The 19,466-nt window shown below is 73.8% G+C and carries 18 protein-coding genes; 5 read left to right on the top strand and 13 right to left on the bottom strand.

Annotation, left to right across the window (positions count from 1 at the left end):
• Positions 1-31: 31 nt before the first annotated feature.
• Positions 32-787, bottom strand: coding sequence for a TIGR00730 family Rossman fold protein (locus AB0E02_RS19350; protein ID WP_362140926.1), 756 nt, complete (start codon positions 785-787; stop codon positions 32-34).
• Positions 788-910: 123 nt separating this feature from the next.
• Entirely contained in the window at positions 911-2,002 is a 1,092-nt protein-coding gene (gene dapE / locus AB0E02_RS19345) for a succinyl-diaminopimelate desuccinylase (protein ID WP_362140924.1), read from the bottom strand.
• 40 nt (positions 2,003-2,042) lie between these two features.
• On the opposite strand from dapE, the gene AB0E02_RS19340 reads away from it, so the two are divergent.
• Together AB0E02_RS19340 and AB0E02_RS19335 are read left to right on the top strand one after the other, a co-directional pair.
• Positions 2,043-2,978, top strand: coding sequence for a heavy metal transporter (locus tag AB0E02_RS19340; protein WP_362140922.1), 936 nt, complete (start codon positions 2,043-2,045; stop codon positions 2,976-2,978).
• 319 nt (positions 2,979-3,297) lie between these two features.
• Complete coding sequence (locus tag AB0E02_RS19335) at positions 3,298-3,837, top strand: ATP-binding protein (protein ID WP_362140920.1); 540 nt, start codon at positions 3,298-3,300, stop codon at positions 3,835-3,837.
• A gap of 75 nt (positions 3,838-3,912) precedes the next feature.
• Here AB0E02_RS19335 and AB0E02_RS19330 read toward each other — a convergent pair whose 3' ends face one another.
• On the bottom strand, positions 3,913-5,058 hold the full coding sequence (locus AB0E02_RS19330; protein WP_362140918.1) for a bifunctional succinyldiaminopimelate transaminase/glutamate-prephenate aminotransferase: 1,146 nt from the start codon (positions 5,056-5,058) through the stop codon (positions 3,913-3,915).
• 149 nt (positions 5,059-5,207) lie between these two features.
• Positions 5,208-5,528 (bottom strand): ferredoxin, encoded by a 321-nt coding sequence (gene fdxA, locus AB0E02_RS19325; protein ID WP_018089397.1) that lies wholly within the window; start codon positions 5,526-5,528, stop codon positions 5,208-5,210.
• Between the two features lie 140 nt (positions 5,529-5,668).
• On the opposite strand from fdxA, the gene AB0E02_RS19320 reads away from it, so the two are divergent.
• Both AB0E02_RS19320 and AB0E02_RS19315 read left to right on the top strand, forming a co-directional pair.
• Complete coding sequence (locus tag AB0E02_RS19320; RefSeq protein WP_362140916.1) at positions 5,669-6,739, top strand: GNAT family N-acetyltransferase; 1,071 nt, start codon at positions 5,669-5,671, stop codon at positions 6,737-6,739.
• A 17-nt stretch (positions 6,740-6,756) separates the two neighbouring features.
• A complete protein-coding gene (locus tag AB0E02_RS19315; protein WP_362140914.1) occupies positions 6,757-7,626 on the top strand; it encodes a transglutaminase-like domain-containing protein in 870 nt (289 codons plus the stop codon).
• Here the strand turns inward: AB0E02_RS19315 and AB0E02_RS19310 are convergent.
• The 9 genes from AB0E02_RS19310 to AB0E02_RS19270 form a co-directional block, all read right to left on the bottom strand.
• Entirely contained in the window at positions 7,593-8,726 is a 1,134-nt protein-coding gene (locus AB0E02_RS19310) for a PP2C family protein-serine/threonine phosphatase (protein WP_362140912.1), read from the bottom strand. The two genes, AB0E02_RS19315 and AB0E02_RS19310, sit on opposite strands and share 34 nt — an antisense overlap.
• 95 nt (positions 8,727-8,821) lie before the next feature.
• Positions 8,822-9,427 (bottom strand): response regulator transcription factor, encoded by a 606-nt coding sequence (locus tag AB0E02_RS19305; protein ID WP_362140910.1) that lies wholly within the window; start codon positions 9,425-9,427, stop codon positions 8,822-8,824.
• 54 nt (positions 9,428-9,481) lie between these two features.
• Entirely contained in the window at positions 9,482-10,723 is a 1,242-nt protein-coding gene (locus AB0E02_RS19300; RefSeq protein ID WP_362140908.1) for a sensor histidine kinase, read from the bottom strand.
• On the bottom strand, positions 10,720-11,457 hold the full coding sequence (locus AB0E02_RS19295) for an ABC transporter permease (protein ID WP_362140906.1): 738 nt from the start codon (positions 11,455-11,457) through the stop codon (positions 10,720-10,722). The genes AB0E02_RS19300 and AB0E02_RS19295 overlap by 4 nt, the downstream gene beginning before the upstream one ends.
• Complete coding sequence (locus AB0E02_RS19290) at positions 11,454-12,449, bottom strand: ABC transporter ATP-binding protein (RefSeq protein WP_362140904.1); 996 nt, start codon at positions 12,447-12,449, stop codon at positions 11,454-11,456. The genes AB0E02_RS19295 and AB0E02_RS19290 overlap by 4 nt, the downstream gene beginning before the upstream one ends.
• Before the next feature lie 166 nt (positions 12,450-12,615).
• On the bottom strand, positions 12,616-14,763 hold the full coding sequence (locus AB0E02_RS19285; RefSeq protein WP_362140902.1) for a hypothetical protein: 2,148 nt from the start codon (positions 14,761-14,763) through the stop codon (positions 12,616-12,618).
• A gap of 218 nt (positions 14,764-14,981) precedes the next feature.
• A complete protein-coding gene (locus AB0E02_RS19280) occupies positions 14,982-15,509 on the bottom strand; it encodes a DUF6113 family protein (RefSeq protein WP_362140900.1) in 528 nt (175 codons plus the stop codon).
• Entirely contained in the window at positions 15,506-16,447 is a 942-nt protein-coding gene (gene mshB / locus AB0E02_RS19275) for an N-acetyl-1-D-myo-inositol-2-amino-2-deoxy-alpha-D-glucopyranoside deacetylase (RefSeq protein WP_362140897.1), read from the bottom strand. The genes AB0E02_RS19280 and mshB overlap by 4 nt, the downstream gene beginning before the upstream one ends.
• 148 nt (positions 16,448-16,595) lie before the next feature.
• Entirely contained in the window at positions 16,596-16,790 is a 195-nt protein-coding gene (locus AB0E02_RS19270) for a hypothetical protein (protein WP_360947039.1), read from the bottom strand.
• A gap of 268 nt (positions 16,791-17,058) precedes the next feature.
• Between AB0E02_RS19270 and AB0E02_RS19265 the strand changes: the two genes are divergently transcribed.
• Positions 17,059-19,227 carry a prolyl oligopeptidase family serine peptidase gene (locus tag AB0E02_RS19265; RefSeq protein WP_362140895.1) on the top strand — a complete coding sequence of 723 codons (2,169 nt, stop codon included), beginning with the start codon at positions 17,059-17,061 and terminating at the stop codon, positions 19,225-19,227.
• The last annotated feature ends 239 nt before the right edge of the window (positions 19,228-19,466 follow it).

The following is a 19,466-nucleotide window of genomic DNA, read 5'->3' as shown; positions in this document are numbered from 1 at the left end:
CCCGACCGACCGGGCCGGGCTCAGGGCCGGATCAGGGCTGGATGCCGACCTCCTTGGTCACCAGCGTGATCGCCTCGTCCACGTCGTCGCTGAGGTGGAACAGCTCCAGGTCGTGCATCGACGCCTTGCCCTGGGCGATGAGGGTGTCGCGCAGCCAGTCGACCAGACCGGACCAGTAGTCGGTGCCGAACAGCACGATCGGGAAGCGGGTGACCTTGCGGGTCTGGACGAGGGTGAGCGCCTCGAAGAGCTCGTCGAGGGTGCCCAGCCCACCGGGCAACACCACGAATCCCCGGGCGTACTTCACAAAACACGTCTTGCGGACGAAGAAGTACCGGAAGTCGACACCGAGGTTCACGTACGGGTTCATGCCCTGCTCGAAGGGCAGCTCGATGCCCAGTCCGACGGAGGTGCCACCGGCCTCGTGGGCGCCCTTGTTGGCGGCCTCCATGGCGCCCGGGCCGCCGCCGGTGATCACCGCGAAGCCCGCCTCCACCAGGGCCCGTCCGATCCGCACGCCGATCTCGTACTCCTTGGAGTCGCGCGGCGTACGGGCCGAACCGAAGACGCTGACGGCCGGGCCCAGCTCGGCCAGCGCGCCGAAGCCCTCGACGAACTCCGACTGGATGCGCATCACGCGCCAGGGGTCGGTGTGCACCCACTCGGAGGGGCCTGCGGAGTCCAGCAGCCGCTGGTCGGTGGTGCCGGCCTGCACCTGGTCGTGGCGGCGCAGAACGCGACCCAGCCGCTGCTCACCGGGGGCCGGTGCTCCCTCGGGACTGGCCATGACATGCTCCCTCCGCTGACGATCGTTTGCCGTTTCAGCGTAGATCCGACGGCCTGAAGCGCAGGGGAATTCGGCTGGTCCGCCCGGGGTCGGCGACCGGTCCCGGGGGCGTGTGCCGGCTCCTCAGGCGGTGAGCCAGGCGCGCAGCCGCTCCTCGCAGTGCGCGATGCGCCCGGTCTCGACCCGTTCGTCCTTCTTGTGCGCGAGCAGCGCGTCCCCCGGGCCGTAGTTGACGGCCGGGACGCCCAGGGCGCTGAAACGGGAGACGTCGGTCCAGCCGAACTTGGGCATCGCGATGCCGCCGACGGCCGCCATGAACGCCTTGGCCGCGGGGTGCGACAGCCCGGGCAGCGCGCCCGGGGAGTGGTCGTCGATCACGAACTCGTCGACCGGGCAGTCCGCGAACACCTCGCGGACGTGGGCGATCGCCTCGTCCGGGGTGCGGTCGGGGGCGTAGCGGAAGTTGACGGTGACCGTGCAGGCGTCGGGGATGACGTTGCCGGCGACGCCGCCCTCGATGCGGACGGCGTTGAGGCCCTCGCGGTATTCGAGGCCGTCGATCACCGGCCGGCGCGGCTCGTAGGCGGCGAGCTTCGCCAGGATCGGGGCGGCGGCGTGGAGGGCGTTGGCGCCCATCCAGCTGCGGGCGGAGTGCGCGCGCTCCCCGGTGGTGCGCAGCAGGACCCGGAGGGTGCCCTGGCAGCCGCCCTCCACCTGGCCGTAGGAGGGCTCCAGGAGGACGGCGAAGTCGCCGGTGAGCCACTCGGGGTGGGCGTCGGCGACCCGGCCGAGGCCGTTGAGGTGCGCGGCGACCTCTTCGTTGTCGTAGAAGACGAAGGTGAGGTCCCGGTTGGGCGCGGGGACCGTGGCGGCCATCCGCAGCTGGAGGGCGACGCCGGACTTCATGTCGCTGGTGCCGCAGCCCCACAGGACGCCGTCCTCGTCGAGCCGGGAGGGCACGTTGTCCGCGATCGGCACGGTGTCGAGGTGTCCGGCGAGCACCACCCGCTCGTCGCGGCCGAGCTGCGTACGGGCCACCACGTTGTTGCCGTACCGGTCGACGGTCAGGTGCGGCAGGGCGCGCAGGGCGTTCTCGACCGCGTCGGCGAGGTCCTTCTCGTTGCCGCTCTCGGAGGGGATGTCGACCAGCTGCGCGGTGAGCGCGGCGGCGTCGAGCGACAGGTCGAGGACCGGGGGATGTGTGGTGCGCTCCATGGTTCCGACCCTATCGGCAGCACTCCAGTACGGTGGGCTCGTGTCCGCCCGCCCCGCTTTTGCCGTCCGCCGCACGCGTCTGTGGCGTTTCGCCGCAGCCTTCGCCGTACTGCTCGGGCTGGCCGGCTACCTCCTGGTGCAGTACATCACCGGCGGCCCCGGAGCGCCGCACTGCACGGTGCGCGCCGAAGGGGACGAGGAGGCGTACGAGCTGTCGCCGGAGCAGGCCGCGAACGCCGCGACGATCTCGGCGGTGGCGTCCTCGCGGGGCCTGCCGGAACGTGCGGTGACCATCGCGCTGGCGACCGCGATGCAGGAGTCCGGGCTGCGCAACATCGAATTCGGCGACCGGGACTCGGTCGGGCTCTTCCAGCAACGGCCGTCCCAGGACTGGGGCACGGTGCGGCAGATCATGGACCCGGTCTACTCGGCCGGGGAGTTCTACCGGCATCTGGCGAAGGTGCCCGGCTACTCCCGGCTGCCGCTGACCGTCGCCGCGCAGAAGGTGCAGCGCAGCGGCTATCCGCAGGCGTACGCGAAGCACGAGGCGAACGCCGCGCGGCTGACCGGCGCGCTGACCGGGCGCGACCCGGGTGCGATGACCTGCACGGAGAGCCGGCCGGAGGACAGCCGGGCGGGTGGCGCCGCGACGGTGCGGGAGAAGCTGGTGCGGGAGTTCGGGGCCGGGGTGCTGCCGCGGACGGACGCCGCCGGGGGCCGCGGTGCGGGCGGGGGCCGCGGGCTGACGGTGCCGGTGGGGCCGGGCGGGCAGGGCGCAGTCCCGGGCTCCGAGGGTGCCCGGCGCGGCTGGGAGCTGGCGACCTGGGCGATGGCGCACTCCGCGGAGCTGCGCATCGAACAGATCTCTTACGCCGGCCGGACGTGGACGGCGGCCGATTCGGGGAAGGGCTGGCAGAACCGGCCGGGTGGTTCCGCGGCGGACGGGCGCGACGTTCGTATCATCACCGCGCAATAGTTTGCGGCATCGCCCGTAAGGGTTCCCCGGGAGCACCGGCGGCGGCAATTTCCTTGGAAATGGCGCGAGTTGACGTCCGGGGAAATGTCTTTCCCGTCAATTCCCTTGCAGGACAAGGGCCGTGACGTTTCCGCACCCGCGGATGCGTGTCCATATCGCCCTTCTTTCGGCACGCCCGATTATGCGATGCGTTACCAACTCTTTACCGGAGTTCACCGCAACCTTCGGGGGTCTGGCGCGGTAGTCAAGGCGTCCGCCCGGCGGACATGGCACAGCACATCTGTCAGAAGTCCGAGTCCTTCTCCGTAAAAGGAGCACCATGTCCCTCCCCGTAACGCGTCGGATCGCCCGAGCCGCCCTGCTCGTCGCAGCAGGCGCCGCTCCCGTGATCGCTGCGGCCGGTACCGCGAGCGCAGCGAACCTGCCTGTCAAGGCACCCGACCTGCTCGGCGGACTCACGGCGCCCCTGGACTCCCACAAGACGGGCGACACCCTCGACCGCGCCGCGCACCACGGCGTCGGCGTGCTGAACGAGGCCGGCAACAAGGCGGCGACCAAGCTCGCCCCGGCGCTGGTCGAGACGGCCGGCCCGGTCGTCAAGAAGGCCATGCCGCTCACCCAGGGCGCGACGGACAAGGCCGAGAAGGTGGTGCGCCCGGTCGCCAAGGACGGGCTCTCGACCGACTCGCTGCCGCTCAAGGCGGCCGGCGGGCTGCTCGGCGCGCCGGACGCGCTGGCCGGGAAGGCCGCCGGGCTGCTGGGCGCGCCCGACGCGCTGGCCGGCAAGGCCACCGGGCTGCTCGGCAAGCAGGCGCCGGGCGGGCTGCTCGGCGGGCTGCCGGTCGGCGGCCAGGCGTAAGGACGCGCCGGCGACGCGCAGGGGCCCGGGGAGGGTGTCTCCCCGGGCCCCTGTATGCGTGGCGTCAGGCGGCGGTCATCCCGCCAGGCGGCCCACCGCGGCGGCCACCCGCTCGTCGGTGGCCGTGAACGCGATCCGGACGAACCGCTCGCCCGCGGCGCCGTAGAACTCGCCGGGGGCGACGAGGATGCCGCGCTCGGCGAGGGCGCCGACGGTGTCCCAGCAGGCCTCGTCGCGGGTCGCCCACAGGTAGAGCGACGCCTCGCTGTGCTCGATGCGGAAGCCGTCGGCGAGCAGCGCCTCGCGCAGCGCCGTACGGCGGGCCGCGTAGCGCTCGCGCTGTTCGTGGACGTGCGTGTCGTCGCCGAGCGCCGCCACCACCGCGGCCTGGGTGGGCGCCGAGGTCATCATGCCGCCGTGCTTGCGGATCTCCAGCAGCGGGCCGAGGACGGCCGGGTCGCCGGCCAGGAAGGCCGCGCGGTAGCCCGCCAGGTTGGAGCGCTTGGAGAGCGAGTGGACCGCGACCAGGCCGTCGTACGAGCCGCCGTTGACGTCCGGGTGCAGGACCGAGACCGGGTCGGCCTCCCAGCCCAGTTCGAGGTAGCACTCGTCGGAGACCAGGAGCACGCCGTGCTCGCGGGCCCAGGCGACGATGCCGGTCAGCTCGTCCTTGGACAGGACCTTGCCGGTCGGGTTGGACGGCGAGTTCAGCCAGAGCAGCTTCAGGTGCGTCGGGTCCAGGTCGCGCGGGTCGTCGTAGACCTCGTGGTCGGCGCGGGCCAGGCGGGCGCCGACCTCGTAGGTGGGGTAGGCCAGGCGCGGGTGGGCGACCTTGTCGCCGGGGCCGAGGCCCAGCTGGGTCGGCAGCCAGGCCACCAGCTCCTTGGAGCCGACGATCGGCAGGACGTGGTGGTGGGTGACCCCGCGGGCGCCCAGACGGCGCTCCAGCCAGCCGGTGATCGCGTCGCGCAGGGCGGGGGTGCCCCAGACCGTCGGATAGCCCGGGGAGTCCGCCGCGTCGATCAGCGCCTTCTGGACCAGCTCGGGGACCGGGTCGACCGGGGTGCCGACGGAGAGGTCGACGATCCCGTCCGGGTGCGCGGCGGCCGTCTTCTTGTACGGCTCCAGCTTGTCCCAGGGGAAGACCGGAAGACGGTCGCGAAGCGACGCCGTGGAAGGGCGGTGGTGGGCGGCGGGTGGGCGTGCGGAGACTGCGGACACGGGGTGGCTCACTTTCCTCGGTGCGGCAAACGCCTCGGTCCCGTACGGCGGCGATCAAGGCGATCGGGCCGTACGGGACCGTGGCGGCGCCGTGCGGCCGCTGATGACGCCGGGGAGGGGAAGCCGGCCGGCTCCCTCCGCCCGGTCGGTTACTGGTTCTGCGGCGGCAGCGCTGCGATGAAGGGGTGGTCGCGCTCGATCAGGCCGAGCTTGCTGGCGCCACCGGGCGAGCCCAGCTCGTCGAAGAACTCGACGTTCGCCTTGTAGTAGTCCTTCCACTCCTCCGGAGTGTCGTCCTCGTAGAAGATGGCCTCAACCGGGCAGACCGGCTCACAGGCGCCACAGTCGACGCATTCGTCCGGGTGGATGTACAAGGACCGGGAGCCCTCGTAGATGCAGTCGACCGGGCACTCCTCGATGCACGCCTTGTCCTTGACGTCGACACAAGGCTGCGCGATGACGTAGGTCACGCTGTCGTTCCTCCTCGTTAGGGCCGGCGGACCGATTGGCGGTACCGCCGCAGGGCGCGCGGGAGCGCGGCGTCGTCGATGCCCGCCACCTAGTATCTCCGTTCCCGGGCACGAGACGAACAAGAGGGGCGGTTTGAGCGATGGAATTCCTGGCCGGCGGTCGCGCGGAGGTCCGCATCACCCGTGCTGACGTGGGCAAAAGGGTATCCGTCCGGCGCCTCACCGGGGACCGGGAGGGGGGAGCGGCGTTCACGGACGCGGTCGGGGTGCTCACATCGTGGGACGAGGGTGTGCTGAGCATCACACGCCGCTCCGGTGAGTGCGTACGGATCGAGGAGTCCTCGCTGGTCGCCGCCAAGGTGATTCCCGCCGCCCGGCCCCGCCGAAAGGTCCCCTCCGCCGGCGCGCGCGAGCTCCAGGAGGTCGCGGCGCGCGGCTGGCCGGCCACCGAGAGCGAGCGTCTCGGGGAGTGGACGCTGCGGGCCAGCGTGCAGGAGGTGCCCGGCGAAGCCGGTCCCGGAGGGGTGGTGGCCGGGCGACGGGTGGGCTTCACCAGGCGGGGCAATTCCGTGCTGCCGCTCGGCGATCCCGGGGTGCCGCTGGACACCGCGCTGGAGCGGATCGCGCAGTGGTACGCGGCGCGCGGGCTGCCGCCGCTGATCACGGTCGCCACCGGCCGCCCGGACGCCGACGACGCGCTGGCCGCGGAACTGGCGCGGCGCGGCTGGACCGCCGAGGCGCACACCCGGGTCCTGATCTCGGCGCTGGCCCCGCTGGCCGACACCGACGCGGACCTCTCCCGCGTCACGCTTTCCCGCCAGCCGGGCGACGCCTGGCTGGCCCTCTACAACCGGACCGGTGACGCCGGCGGCCCCACCCCGACCGCCTGGCAGGTGCTGACCGGCGGCCCGTCGGTGTGGTTCGCGACGGTACGGGGCGAGGGCGGCGGCACGGCGGCCATCGGGCGGCTGGTCGTCGACGGCCGTTGGGCCGGCTTCGCGGCGATCGAGGTGGCCCCGGCCGAGCGGCGGCAGGGGCTGGCCTCACTGGTCATGGCGGCCCTCGCCGAACGGGCGCTGGAGGAGGGCGCCTCCGCGGCGTACCTCCAGGTCGAGGCGGACAACGAGGGCGCGCTGGCGCTCTACGAGCGGCTCGGCTTCACCGACCACCACGGCTACCACTACCGGCGGGCCCTGCCCGGCGGGCGCTGAACGGGTATCGGTCGGGTATGGCATCCCGTACGCCCGAGGAACCCGGGCCGGAGCCGGACGCGCGGGCCGCGCGGCGGCGCCGGTTCGCGGCGGCCGCCCGCGAGGAGCGGCCCGATCTGTCCCTGCTCTGCCTGCTGGTGGCGGCCGAGGCCGATCCCGGACTGGACGAGGCCGGCCTGGACGCGGCCCAGATCGAGCTGGACCGGCTGGCCGGGCTGCTGCCGTACCACCCGGCGGGCGGCCCGGGGGCCTGGGCCCGCAATCTGGCCGAGCTGCTCGGCACCCGCTGCGGTTTCGGCGGCTCGCCCGCCGATTACCGGCGGCTGTCCTCCTCGCTGCTGCACGAGGTGCTGCGGCGCCGCCGCGGGCTGCCGATCCTGCTGTCGGTGGTGTGGATGGAGGTCGCCCGGCGGGCCGGCGCGCCGGTGTACGGGGTGGCGCTGCCGGGCCATTTCGTCGTCGGCTTCGGTGATCCGGCCGGGGCGCATGTGCTCGCCGATCCGTTCGCCGGCGGGCGGCTGCTCACCGACGAGGACGCGGCGCTGCTGGTCGCGGGGGCGACCGGCGGGCAGCTGACCCGGCCGATGACGGCCCCGGCCGGTCCGCTGGAGATCGTGCTGCGGGTGCTCAACAACATCCGGGCCTGGGCCGAGGCCCGGCCCGAGCACAGCGCGGTGCAGCTGTGGGCGCTGGACCTGGCGCTGCTGCTGCCCAGCCGTCCCGCGCGGCTGCGCCTGGAGCGGGCCCAACTCCTGGTCCGGCGCGGGGAGTTCCTCGAAGGGGCGGCGGAGCTGACGGAGTACGCCGAGGTGGTGGCGGCGGTCGACCCGGCCGGTGCGGAGGCGATTCGCCGTCAGGCCGCGGCGGCCCGCGCGATGCTCAACTGAGCCGTCTCCGCCAGGCGGCCGACGACCAGGACCGTGGCGTCGTCCTTGAGGTCGCCGCCGGTGAAGCCCTCCAGGTCGGCCCGCAGCGTGCGGGCCAGTTCGGGCGGTGCCAGCCGGGTCCAGCCGGCCAGCCGCTCGCCCAGGGGGTAGAAGGTGCCGTCCGGGCCGCGCGCCTCGGTCACGCCGTCCGTGCACAGCAGGATCCGGTCGCCGGGCTCCGGGCGGACCGGCACGCCGCGCCGCGGTTCGCCGCCGAGCGTGCCCAGGCCCAGCGGCAGCCCGCCCTCGCCGTCCTGGCGCTCGTACACCGCGCCGTCGCGGATCAGGTAGTACGGGATGTGGCCGCAGGACAGCACCCGGCCGCGCGGCGGTCCGGCGCCGCCGTCCCGCACCTCCATCAGGAGCGCGGTGACGAACCGCTCGTCGGTGCCCTGCTCGGCCGAGCGCGTGTTGTAGCGGGCCAGCGCCTGCTCCATCCGGTCGGCCACCGTCTCCAGGGCGTCGTGGTAGTGCGCGGCCTCCCGGAACGCCGCCAGCACCTCCAGCCCGGCGCCGATCGCCGGCATGCCCTTGCCCTGGACGTCGCCGATCATCAGCCGCAGTCCGTGCGGGGTGTCGACGGCCTCGTAGATGTCGCCGCCGACCCGGGCGCCTTCCTGGGCGGAGACGTAGAAGCCGTACGCCTCGACCGGGCCGGCGCGCAGCGGCAGCTCGCGCAGCATGGCCCGCTGCACGGTGTCGGCCACCAGGCTGGTCCGGGCGTGCAGCGCCTCCCGCTGGAGCCGGACGCGGCACAGCATCACGGAGAAGGCCGCCGCCAGGCAGGCCCCGAAGACGGCGGTGGTCCGGCTGACCGGGGCCCAGTCGACGGTGGTGAAGGTGTCGACGTACGTCAGGCACAGCAGGTAGACGGCCGCGACCAGGACGGTCCGCCGCAGGGAGCAGCGCAGCGCGGCGTACAGCGGGGCGATGCCCAGGAAGGCGGACTGGTGCAGTTCGGGGCCGATGTCGACCGCGTCCAGGACCGTGACGCCGACGATCACGAGGATCAGCACCACGGTGGTGCCGCGGCCGCCCTCCGGGGCGCGGTTGAGGGGCATAACACTTCAAGCCTGCGGGACGGCACCCGACGGCGCACCGGGGAGAAGGTCCCGGGGCCGGCGGCCCTGGCGCGCGGGGCGGTGCCCCGGGGTGCTTACAGCCAGCCCTTGTCGCGGGCCGTGCGGACCGCCTCGGCGCGGTTGCGGGCACCGGTCTTCTGGATGGCGGTGGACAGGTAGTTGCGGACCGTGCCCTGGGAGAGGTGGAGGGCGGCGGCGATCTCGGCGTTGGTGGAGCCGTCCGCGGCGGTCCGCAGCACCTCCCGTTCGCGCTCGGTGAGCGGGCTGGCGCCGTCGGCCAGCGCGGCCGCCGCCAGCGCCGGGTCGATGACCCGCTCGCCGCGCAGCACCCGGCGCACCGCGTCCGCGAGCCGGGCCGCCGGGGCGTCCTTGACCAGGAAGGCGTCCGCGCCGGCCTCCATGGCGCGGCGCAGATAGCCGGGGCGGCCGAAGGTGGTGAGGATGACGATCTTCACGCCGGGCAGCTCGCGGCGCAGCGCGGCCGCCGCGTCCAGGCCGGTGAGGCCCGGCATCTCGATGTCCAGCAGGGCGACGTGCACGTCGTGTGCCCGCGCGGTGGCCACCACCTCGTCGCCGCGCGCCGCCTGTGCGACGACCTCCAGGTCCGCCTCCAGTGACAGCAGCGCGGCCAGCGCCTCCCGGACCATCGACTGGTCCTCGGCCAGCAACACCCTGATCATGCCGGTCAGCTTAGAGGGTGGGCGCGGCCCGCCGGGTGGGCGTACGGCCGGGGGCTACGCCTGGTCCGGCAGCGGCTCCGGGAAGGTCTCGGCGGCGGGCGGTGAGGGGGCCGGGGCGGCCAGCGGCACGTAGGCGCGCAGGGCGAAGCCGCGGCCGCGCGGGGCCGGGCCGGTCTCCAGCCGGCCGTCGGTCAGGGCCAGTCGCTCGCGCAGGCCGGTCAGGCCGTTGCCGTCGTGTCCGCCGCCGCGCGGCGGTCCGATGCCGTCGTCGATGACCGCCAGGCACAGGTAGCGCCGCTCGTCGGCCTCCCACTCCTCGGTCAGCAGCACCTCGCAGCGGTGGGCGCAGCTGTGCCGGACGACGTTGGTGACCGCCTCGCGCAGCGCCCAGGCCAGCGCGGTCTCCTCGTCGGCCGCGAGGCCCCGGTGCTCGTCGTCCAGCGCCGGGTCGACGGCGGCGGTGATGCCGGCGGTGCGCAGTGCGGCCCGGACCCCGGCCAGCTCGACGGCGATCCGGGGGCGGCGGTAGCCGGTGACCGCCTCCCGCACGTCGACCAGCGCCTGCCGGCTGACCCGTTCGATGTCGGCCACCTGGCGGGCGGCGTCGTCCGGGCGGTCCGGCAGCATCCGGCCGGCCAGCTCGCTCTTGAGCGTGATCAGGGAGAGCGAGTGGCCGAGGAGGTCGTGCAGATCGCGGGCGAGCCGCAGCCGCTCGTCGTTGGCGGCGAGCCGGGCGACCTCCTGGCGGGCGGCGCGCAGTTCCTGGGTCGTACGGATCAGGTGCTGCACGCCGACCATCGCGAAGCCGCTGAGCAGGCAGGGCAGGGCGTACGCGAAGAGGTAGATCCGGACGTCCGGGTAGCGCGTGCCGACCAGGACGAGGACGGCGGTCAGTGCGGGGATGGCCCACCGGGACGTCCGGAAGGGCTGGGTGACCGCGACCGCGACGCACACGAACGTGAAGAGCACCAGCCAGTTCGGGCCGAGCGTCGAGGCCAGCAGCACGGCCAGCGCCGCGATGAAGACCACGGCCGCCCGGATCACGCCCGAGGGCACCGGCCGGTGGGCCATGTGCCGGAAGACCAGGACGAAGTAGACGCCGACGAACGTCAGGAGACCGCTCCAGCCCAGCACCTCGCGGGCCGGGGACAGCCCGCCCTCGGCCAGGCTCCCGATGGGGCCGGCGAGGTAGAGGAACCAGATGACGATCCAGCCGGACTTCACCAGCGCCTGGCGGCGGGTGCGCGGCGGGGTGCCGATCATCACCGGGTTGTCGTCGGTCTCCGCTCCGTTCATGCCCGGCGGCTGTCCTTCCGGTAGAGCCAGGCCGCGCCGCCGGCGAACAGCACCAGGTAGCCGGCGAGGAGGGCGATGTCCTTCATGTGCGGGGCGCCACCGGCCTCGACGGCGGTGCCGAGCGCCGTGTACGCGTGGGTGGGCAGCCATTCGGCGATGTCCTGCACCCACTGCGGCAGGATCGTCAGCGGCATCCACAGGCCGCCGAGGAACGCCAGGCCGAAGTAGATCAGCATGGCGATCGGGCGGACCGCGTCACCGGTGGCCAGGTAGCCGATGGCGACGCCCAGGGCGGCGAAGACGAAGCTGCCGAGCCAGGTGCCGGCGGCGATCGCCAGCCACTGCCAGGCCTCCAGCCGGACGCCCTTGACGACCGCGGCGGCGAGCATGACCAGCACGATCGACGGCAGGCTGACGGTCGCGGCGGCGGCCACCTTGGCGGCGACGTAGCCGCGGCCCGGCAGGGCGGTCAGCCGCAGCTGCCGCACCCACCCCTTCTCGCGCTCCTTGGCGATGCGCTCGCTGTTGCCCAGCAGCACGGCGGTCATGGCACCGAATGCTGCCATGGACACCATGAAGTACAGCCCCATGTTCAGTTTCATGCCGGGGATCGGGGTGCTGTCCGCGCCGCCGGCGATGATCAGGTACAGCGCCGGCGGGTAGATCACCGAGAAGAACATGAACTTCTTGTTGCGCAGCGCGCGGACGATCTCCAGCTTGATCAGGGTGGTCATCGGGCCGCCTCCTCGGCGGTGGCGGGGCTCTGGTCGGACGCGGTGGTCAGGGCGATGAAGGCCTGCTCCAGGCCGAGGCCGGAGACCTCCAGGTTGTGCGGGTAGAGGCCGAGGCGGTAGACGGCGTGCACGGTGGCGTCGGCGTCCCGGGACTGGATCCGGACGGTGCGGCGGGAGCCCGCGGCGGAGCCGCTGTCGGACACGGTCAGCGAGGTCAGGTGCGGCAGGCCGTGCAGCGCGTCGTGGTCGGCCGGTTCGTCGAGGTCGAAGGTGACCCGGCGGGCGCCGGCCCGGGCCTTGATCTCGGCGGCGGTGCCGTCGGCCAGCACCCGGCCGCGGTGCAGCACGATCACCCGGTCGGCGATCGCGTCGGCCTCTTCGAGGTAGTGGGTGGCGAACAGCACCGTGCGGCCCTGCTGGGCCTGCTTGCGCATCGCGCCCCAGAAGGTCTGCCGGGACGTCACGTCCATGCCGGTGGTCGGCTCGTCCAGCACGATCAGGTCGTTGGCGCCGGCGGTGGCGAGCGCGAAGCGGACCCGCTGTTCCTGGCCGCCGGAGAGCTTGTCGACCATGCGGTCGGCGATCTCGGTGATGCCGGCGGTGGCCAGGACCTCGTCGAGCGGAGCGCCGCGCGGGTGCAGATCGCGGGCCAGCTTCACCAGCTCCCGGACCTTGACGCCCTCCATCAGGCCGCCGCTCTGCAGCATCGCGCCGACCCTGCCCTGTTCGATGGCGCGCTGCGGGGTGGTGCCGAAGAGGGTCACCGTGCCGGCATCGGCGCTGCGCAGGCCGAGCAGCAGGTCGAGGGTGGAGGACTTGCCGGCGCCGTTCGGGCCGAGGAGGGCGACGGTCTCGCCGGGGTGCAGCTCCAGGTTCAGGTCGGCGACCGCGCGCACCGCGCCGTAGCTCTTGCTGACCTGACGGAAGCTGACCACCGGTGCCCGGCCCGCCTCCTGGGCGGCGGTGACTGTGCTGGTCGCTGTCGTCGTCATGGTGCCAGCTTCCCGGTCGCGCCCCGGTGCCCGGCAGTGTCGGACGTACCCACTCCGGCATGACATCTGTCATGGGGGAGGCCCCCTAGGGGTTCTCCCGGGGCGGTGCGCCGGGAGTGCCTCCAGGGGGCCTCGGGCCGGTGGCCGGCCGGGTGCCTACGGTCCGTCAGCCGTCCGCGCCGATGGTCTGGATCCGCTCGGCGGGGGTGCGGCCGAGCAGCGCCTTGGCGACCGCGCTGGCCACCTCCTCGACCGTGATCGGCTTCTTCGAGCCGTCGCCCTTGGTGAGCAGGACGCCGTTGAAGGTGTCGCCGTAGAGCTGCTTCAGGGCCGCCCGGTCGTAGTACGGCACCAGCTCGCCGTTGCTGCCGATCTTGAACGACAGGAACTTCGGGATGGACTTCTGCGGGCTGAAGGAGACCGCGTGGGCGCCCGTACGGACCGTCACCAGGCCGGACATGGCGGGCTCGGCGTACTGCTTCATCGCCCGGTCCACCGCGGCCTTGCTCACCCGCGGCTGCTGGGTGCCGGCGGCGAGCACCACGGGGGTGTCGGTGCCGTTGGTGACCCGCTCACGGTAGGCGTCGGCGACCTTCTGGCGGGACGACTTGACGTCGATCGCCTTGTGCGGGACGCCGTAGTGGGGCACCGCCTTGCCGTTCTCGAAGGTGATCCCGCCGTCCTCGGCGGCGCCGCCGGGGCCGGCGATGTTCTCCAGCGCGACCGCCAGCTTCTCGTCGTCGACGACCATGGCGGGCTTGGCCGTCCGGTCGACGCCGAACAGCGAGCCGATGACGGAGACCGGGTTGTAGTCCCGGCCGGCCGCGTTGCGGACCGTCGCCTGCGGGTCGATGTCCAGGCCCGCCTTGGCCGGCAGCAGGGTCGCGGCCTTGCCGTCGACGGTGAGCTTGAGCGGCGCGGTGCGGCGGTCCTTGAGCGCCGACTCCAGCTTCTTGACGGCCTCTTCCTTGGTGGCGCCGCCGATGTTCACGCCGAGCGCGGTGGTGCCGTTGGGCACGTCGGCGTGGTCGAGCAGCAGGCCCGCGCCGTAGGCGACGCCGGCCAGGACGACGACCGCGACGGCCGCCAGGACCAGCTTGTTGCGGCCCTTCTTGGGCGGGTTGATCGGCTCGGGGATCTTGGGCCGTGGCTTGGGGGCCGCGCTGTCGCCGTCACCCGGTGCGGAGGCGAACGGCGAGGGGGCCGACGGGCCGTCCGCCCCGGGGGTCGCCGGGATGCCGCTGACCAGGGTGTCGCCGGACACCCGGTCGCGGCGGCCGGGCGCCTGGCCCCGGGTGCCGCCCTTCGGGCCACCGGCGGCCGGGCCGGCCTGCGAGCCGGGCAGGCCGCCCGAGATGCCGCCGGCGCCGAGGCCGCTGCCCGGGCCGGTCAGCGGTCCGGGGGCCTGCGGGGTGAGTTCGGCGGTGTCGTCGATCTTCGGTGCCGGGCCGCCGAAGCCGGGCGGGAGGTTGAGTGCCGAGTCGCCCTTGGCCGGGCCCGTGGTGGGGCCGGCGGGTCCGCCCGGGCCCACCGGGGCGTCGAAGGGGCTGTGGTCCGGGGCCACGCCGGGGGGCGCGTCGAACGGCGAGGCGCTGCCGTGCCCCGCGCCGTCGAACGGCGAACCGGCGTCCCGCGGGCCGCCGTCGAAGGGCGAACCGGCGTCCGGCTGCCCGCCGTCGAAGGGCGAGGGGCCACCGGGCCGGCCGCCCTCGTCGAACGGCGAGCCGCTGCCCTGCGCCACCGGGGCGTCGGAGAAGTACGGCAGGTCGGGGCGCTGGGGCGCGCCGGTGCCCGACGGGCCGCGCGGCGGGGTCGGGCCGCCCGGGGCGGGCGGCGCGGGGTGCGATCCGGTGCTCGACGACGAGCCGGCCGCCGGGGGCGGTCCGGCCTGCGGCTTGCGCGGCGCGAACCAGTCGCTGGTCTTGTCGCCGCGGCCGCCCGTGGTGGCGTCGTCCGCGGCGGCCTCCGGGCGGGGGGTGCTGCCGGTGCGTTCGGCACCGCGCTCGGCACCGCGCGCCGGGCGCGGGGCGCCGCGGGAACCGCCGGAAGCGGCCGATGCGTTCATACCGGACTCCTCACCGACGGGCTTGCGCACGACGACCGGCGGGATCGGGCGGGAGCCCGGAATGTTGATCTTGATCCGCGTCGTCAGCGTGGTCTCGGTCTTGGGCTCCTCCGGCTGCGCCGCGGCACCGGGCGCCAGCCCCTCGTCGGCGTCTCCCCTGGGCGAGCCGTACGGCGGCGTCCCCGACGGGTACGCGGCTCCGCCACGGCCCCGCGGGCCGGAGGACGAACTGTCAGATTCACGACTCAAAGCAGGTTCTCCCGGTTGGCGCTCCGCCGCTCGTCAGAGATGATCCCCGGTCTCAGGACCGGAGGGTGCCCCCAGGGCGGCGCGACGGCGCGCACCACCATACTGTCCGCCGCAGGCGGACACCCGGGGAGCTTACGAACACCGCCGCCATGGGCGAACCCCCTGGACCGGGGCCGTTGGCCCGGACCCGCACGGCATTCGTCCCGGTATGCACCACGTCATCCGCCAACTCGGCCGGGCCGGGCGCCCATCGTGCGCATCTGGGCCGCGGTGGCACAGATCACAGCCACCACGATGCCGCCCAGCAGGAAGACGTAGGAGCCGGCGCCGGGACCGAAGAGGAAGTCGCCTTCCGGCCGGACGTCGCTCAGCAGCACGAACACCGTCACCAGCCAGGCCGCGCCGGGCACCAGCGCGCCGGCGGTGGTGCCACTCGCCCGGGTGCCGCCGTAGAAGAGGCCGCCGACGGCCGCCAGGGCCAGCACCAATCCGCCCGGGAACCAGGCGGCTTGCACCAGCGTCCCGGCCAGCGCCACCAGCACGCCCGCGACCAGGAGCAGGACGTATATGCCGATCCGGCCGGGGGTGAGCGGTGCCGGCCCGGCCGCGGGTGCGGCCGGTGCGCCGGACCGCCCTCCGGGCCCGGGCCCGCCGCCGGACGTCGCGCGCGAGCGCCCCCTCCCGGCCGCGCCGCCCTTGCCGTCGTCAGCGGCCGCGCCGCCGTTGCCGCCCTTCGCCGTGCTCATTCCGCCGCCTCCTCGATCCGGGCACTCTCCTCCATACCCACCATTTCGCCGATACCCGCGAAGAGGTCGTCCTCACGGTCCCCGGCCGCCACCCCTGGAACTCCGTGCACCAGCCGATAGTGCTCCGTGCCGAACAGCGGCTGCCCCAAGTCGTTGGAGAGCGCGAAGAACGGCCCGTCGACCGCGATCTGGGTGTAGTGGGCGCGCATCGCCGCCGCCTTGGCGGTGGCGTACGCCGGGCCGCCGGAAATCGAGGCGGTGACCTCGGAGTCCGGCACCACCCCCGGTACGTCGTCGACGGTGGCCACGCCGGGGAAGCTGTGCCCGGCCGCCTGCAGCCGCGCGAAGCCCTCCTCGACCACGGAACGGGGGTTGCAGTTCCAGTAAATCTTCCCGATCGCATACGCGCCGCCCAGCTCCGGCCGGAAATCCGCCCGCGCGGCCAGCTCGGCGCCGCGCATGGCCACGCGGTGCGCCTTGATGTGGTCGGGGTGGCCGTATCCGCCGTTCGGGTCATAGGTGACCAGGACCTGCGGGCGGACCTCACGGATGACGGCCACCAGATCGGCGGCGGCCGCGTCGAGCGGGGCCTGCCAGAAGGAGTCGGGCCGGTCGTTCTGCGGGGCGCCCATCATGCCGGAGTCGCGGTACCGGCCCGGCGCGCCGAGGAAGCGGTGGTCGGTGACGCCCAGCTCGGCCATGGCGGCGGCCAGCTCACCGACGCGGTGCGGGCCGAGGGTGTCGTCCCGGTCCGGCGCGAGGTGCGCGAGCTCGGACGGGATCACCTCGCCCTCCTCGCCGCGCGTGCAGGTGACGAGGGTGACCAGCGCGCCCTCGGCCGCGTACTTGGCCATGGTCACGCCGTTGTTGATCGACTCGTCGTCCGGATGGGCGTGGACCAGCAGGAGACGACGGGCGGAGGGAGGGTGCGCGGTCATGCGGACAAGCCTACGAGCCGCCACCGACACCCTCACCCCGCGCTCGGTACGCCGGCCGGGGACCGGCCGGAACGCACCGCTCAGGACGTACCGCCCAGCACGCGCCGCTCAGCCCGCGCCGCTCGGCACGCTGCCCGGAACCCGCTGCTCAGAACTTGATGCCGCCGATCATGCTGGCGACGTTCGTCGTCAGCTGCTTGACCGACGGTGCGATGGACGAGCTGGCCAGATAGAAGCCCAGCAACATACAGACGAAGGCATGCACGGCCTTCAGCCCGGCCTTCTTGACGAGCAAGAAGACGATGATCGCCAGCAGCACCACCGCCGAAATCGAGAGTGCCACGGCGGCTCACCTCCAAGTATCCACGGCCCGAACAGAGTTGATGGTGCACGGACCGCCGTCGCGGACCCGTACACCGGGGTATGCCAAGGGCTCTTTACCCCGTACCCACTACGCGCAAGGGATCATAACTTTCCGTCCAAGCGCATAAGTCGGAGCACGGAAGCAGAGCAGGGGCGCACACGATCTTCACGAGCGCGACGCGGTGAGCCGGGCAATCCCCCGCTCCCGAAGCGGCCCGATCCGGGGACACCTCGCCTAGGCTCGGCCCATGACCGGACAGCCTTCGTTCCCGCGCCAGTACGCCCGTACGCAGCGCTTCACCCTGGGCGCCCCGCGCAGCTACACCGTCTCCCCCGACGCCGCCCGGATCGTCTTCCTCCGTTCCCCCTCGGGCACCGAGCGCAGCCAGCAGCTGTGGGTGCTGGACCTGGACGAGGGACGGGAGTTCACCGCCGCCGATCCGCAGGCACTGCTGGCCGGCGCGGCGGAGGACCTCTCCCCCGAGGAGCGCGCCCGCCGCGAGCGCAGCCGGGAGAGTTCGGCGGGCATCGTGGGGTATGCCACGGACGCCGCCGTGGAGTTGGCGGCGTTCCCGCTCTCCGGCCGGCTGTTCGTCTCCGAGCTGCGGGCCGGCACCACGCGTGAACTCCCGGTGCCGGGCCCGGTGGTGGACCCCCGCCCTGCCCCGGACGGCCGGCATGTGGCCTTCGTGGCGGAGGGCCGGCTGCGGGTGGTCGCGGTGGACGGCGCGACGACGTCGGACGGCGGCGGGACGGCCGACCGGGTGCTGGCCGAGCCGGACGGACCCGAGGTGACCTGGGGCCTCGCGGAGTTCATCGCGGCCGAGGAGATGGGGCGGTACCGGGGCTTCTGGTGGTCCCCGGACAGCGACGCGGTGCTGGCCGCACGGGTGGACGAGGCGCCGGTGCGGCGCTGGTGGATCTCCGACCCGGCGCACCCGGACCGCGAGCCCGCCCGGATCGCGTACCCGGCCGCCGGCACCGCCAACGCCGAGGTCTCGCTGACCCTGTTCGGGCTGGACGGCTCCCGCACCGACATCGACTGGGACCGCGGCCGCTACCCCTACCTCGCCCGCGTCCACTGGTCCGCGGCCGGTCCGCCGCTGCTCCTCGTCCAGGCCCGGGACCAGCGCGACCAGCGCTATCTGACGGTCGACACCGCGACCGGCGCGACCCGGACCGTGCACGAGGACGAGGACGAGGCATGGGTCGAGCCGTTCCCCGGCGTGCCGGCCTGGACGCCGGACGGCCGGCTGGTGCGGATCGCCGACGAGGGCGGCGCGCGCAAGCTGTTCGTCGGCGACCGGCCGCTGACCGGGGCGCCGCTGCACGTCCGGGCGGTGCTGGACATCGGCGAGGAGGACGTGCTGTTCTCCGCGAGCGGCGCCGACATGCACGACATCGGCGTCTACCGCGCCTGGTTCCGCGGCAGCGGCGACCAGGGCGGCTGGGAGCGGGTGGGCGACCGGCCGTACCCGACGGTGTCCTCCGCGGTGCGCGGCGGCGCGCTGACCGTGCTCTCCCAGACGTCGCTGGAGCGCCCCGGCACCCAGGTGGACGTGGTCCGGCTGGACCCGGACGGCGGGGAGAAGACCCTCGCCACGATCGGCTCGTACGCCGAGGAGCCGGCGCTCACCGCCCGGCCCCGGCTGGTCCTGGCCGGCGAGCGGGAGATCCCGTGCGCGGTGCTGCTGCCCGACGGCTATGCGGAGGGCGACGGTCCGCTGCCGGTGCTGCTGGACCCGTACGGCGGTCCGCACGGCCAGCGGGTGGTCGCCGCGCACAACGCGCATCTGACCTCGCAGTGGTTCGCCGACCAGGGGTTCGCGGTGATCGTCGCGGACGGCCGGGGCACCCCGGGCCGCTCCCCCGCCTGGGAGAAGGCGGTCTCCCGGCGGATCGCCGAGATCACCCTGGACGACCAGGTGCACGCCCTGCAGGCACTGGCCGGATCCTTTCCCCTGGACCTCGACCGGGTGGCGATCCGCGGCTGGTCCTTCGGCGGCTACCTGGCCGGGCTGGCCGCGCTGCGCCGGCCCGATGTCTTCCATGCCGCGGTGGTCGGCGCCCCGGTCACCGACCTCCGGCTGTACGACACCCACTATCAGGAGCGGTACCTCGGCCATCCGGACCAGGAACCGGCGGTCTACGCGGAGAACTCGCTGGTCACGGACGAGGGGCTGGCCGGGGCACGGGAGCCGCACCGCCCGATGCTGATCGTGCACGGCCTGGCGGACGACAACGTGGTCGTGGCCCACTCACTGCGCCTGTCCTCGGCCCTGCTGGCGGCCGGCCGCCCGCACGAGGTCCTGCCACTGTCCGGCGTGACCCATATGACGCCCCAGGAACAGGTGACCGAAAACCTCCTGCTGCTCCAGGTGGACTTCCTCAAGCGGTCGTTGGGAATGCGGCGTTGAGCTTGCCCCCCGAGGGCGGCGCCCCGACGGGGCCGTTCTGACGGGGCCGTTCTGACGGGCCGTTCCGACCGCGGGAATATCCCCGCCCCCTGACCCGTTGCGGCCCCGAAGGGGGGCATGTGTCCCTTAGGGGATCTGTTCGACCGCCCCCTAAGAGGGCGTCTGATCTGGGTTCAGGCTGTTGTGGGTGGGTTGCCTGTTTCGGTTCGCCAGGTTGGTGTGGATTCGCCGGTGAGGGC

Origin of the sequence: Streptomyces sp. NPDC048196 (assembly GCF_040652715.1) — a bacterium.
Classification (GTDB): domain Bacteria; phylum Actinomycetota; class Actinomycetes; order Streptomycetales; family Streptomycetaceae; genus Streptomyces; species Streptomyces siderophoricus.
Note: the sequence above shows the minus strand (reverse complement) of the source record. Positions and strands in the feature narration are given on the sequence as shown.

What these genes read in the sequence shown, in the direction of transcription:
- AB0E02_RS19320 (WP_362140916.1), top strand. Translation starts at nt 5,669, where the DNA reads ATGGAATTCCTGGCCGGCGGTCGCGCGGAGGTCCGCATCACCCGTGCT.
- dapE (WP_362140924.1), bottom strand. Translation starts at nt 2,002, where the DNA reads ATGGAGCGCACCACACATCCCCCGGTCCTCGACCTGTCGCTCGACGCC.
- AB0E02_RS19305 (WP_362140910.1), bottom strand. Translation starts at nt 9,427, where the DNA reads ATGATCAGGGTGTTGCTGGCCGAGGACCAGTCGATGGTCCGGGAGGCG.
- AB0E02_RS19300 (WP_362140908.1), bottom strand. Translation starts at nt 10,723, where the DNA reads ATGAACGGAGCGGAGACCGACGACAACCCGGTGATGATCGGCACCCCG.
- AB0E02_RS19295 (WP_362140906.1), bottom strand. Translation starts at nt 11,457, where the DNA reads ATGACCACCCTGATCAAGCTGGAGATCGTCCGCGCGCTGCGCAACAAG.
- AB0E02_RS19280 (WP_362140900.1), bottom strand. Translation starts at nt 15,509, where the DNA reads ATGAGCACGGCGAAGGGCGGCAACGGCGGCGCGGCCGCTGACGACGGC.
- AB0E02_RS19315 (WP_362140914.1), top strand. Translation starts at nt 6,757, where the DNA reads ATGGCATCCCGTACGCCCGAGGAACCCGGGCCGGAGCCGGACGCGCGG.
- AB0E02_RS19265 (WP_362140895.1), top strand. Translation starts at nt 17,059, where the DNA reads ATGACCGGACAGCCTTCGTTCCCGCGCCAGTACGCCCGTACGCAGCGC.
- AB0E02_RS19290 (WP_362140904.1), bottom strand. Translation starts at nt 12,449, where the DNA reads ATGACGACGACAGCGACCAGCACAGTCACCGCCGCCCAGGAGGCGGGC.
- AB0E02_RS19335 (WP_362140920.1), top strand. Translation starts at nt 3,298, where the DNA reads ATGTCCCTCCCCGTAACGCGTCGGATCGCCCGAGCCGCCCTGCTCGTC.
- AB0E02_RS19350 (WP_362140926.1), bottom strand. Translation starts at nt 787, where the DNA reads ATGGCCAGTCCCGAGGGAGCACCGGCCCCCGGTGAGCAGCGGCTGGGT.
- mshB (WP_362140897.1), bottom strand. Translation starts at nt 16,447, where the DNA reads ATGACCGCGCACCCTCCCTCCGCCCGTCGTCTCCTGCTGGTCCACGCC.
- AB0E02_RS19310 (WP_362140912.1), bottom strand. Translation starts at nt 8,726, where the DNA reads ATGCCCCTCAACCGCGCCCCGGAGGGCGGCCGCGGCACCACCGTGGTG.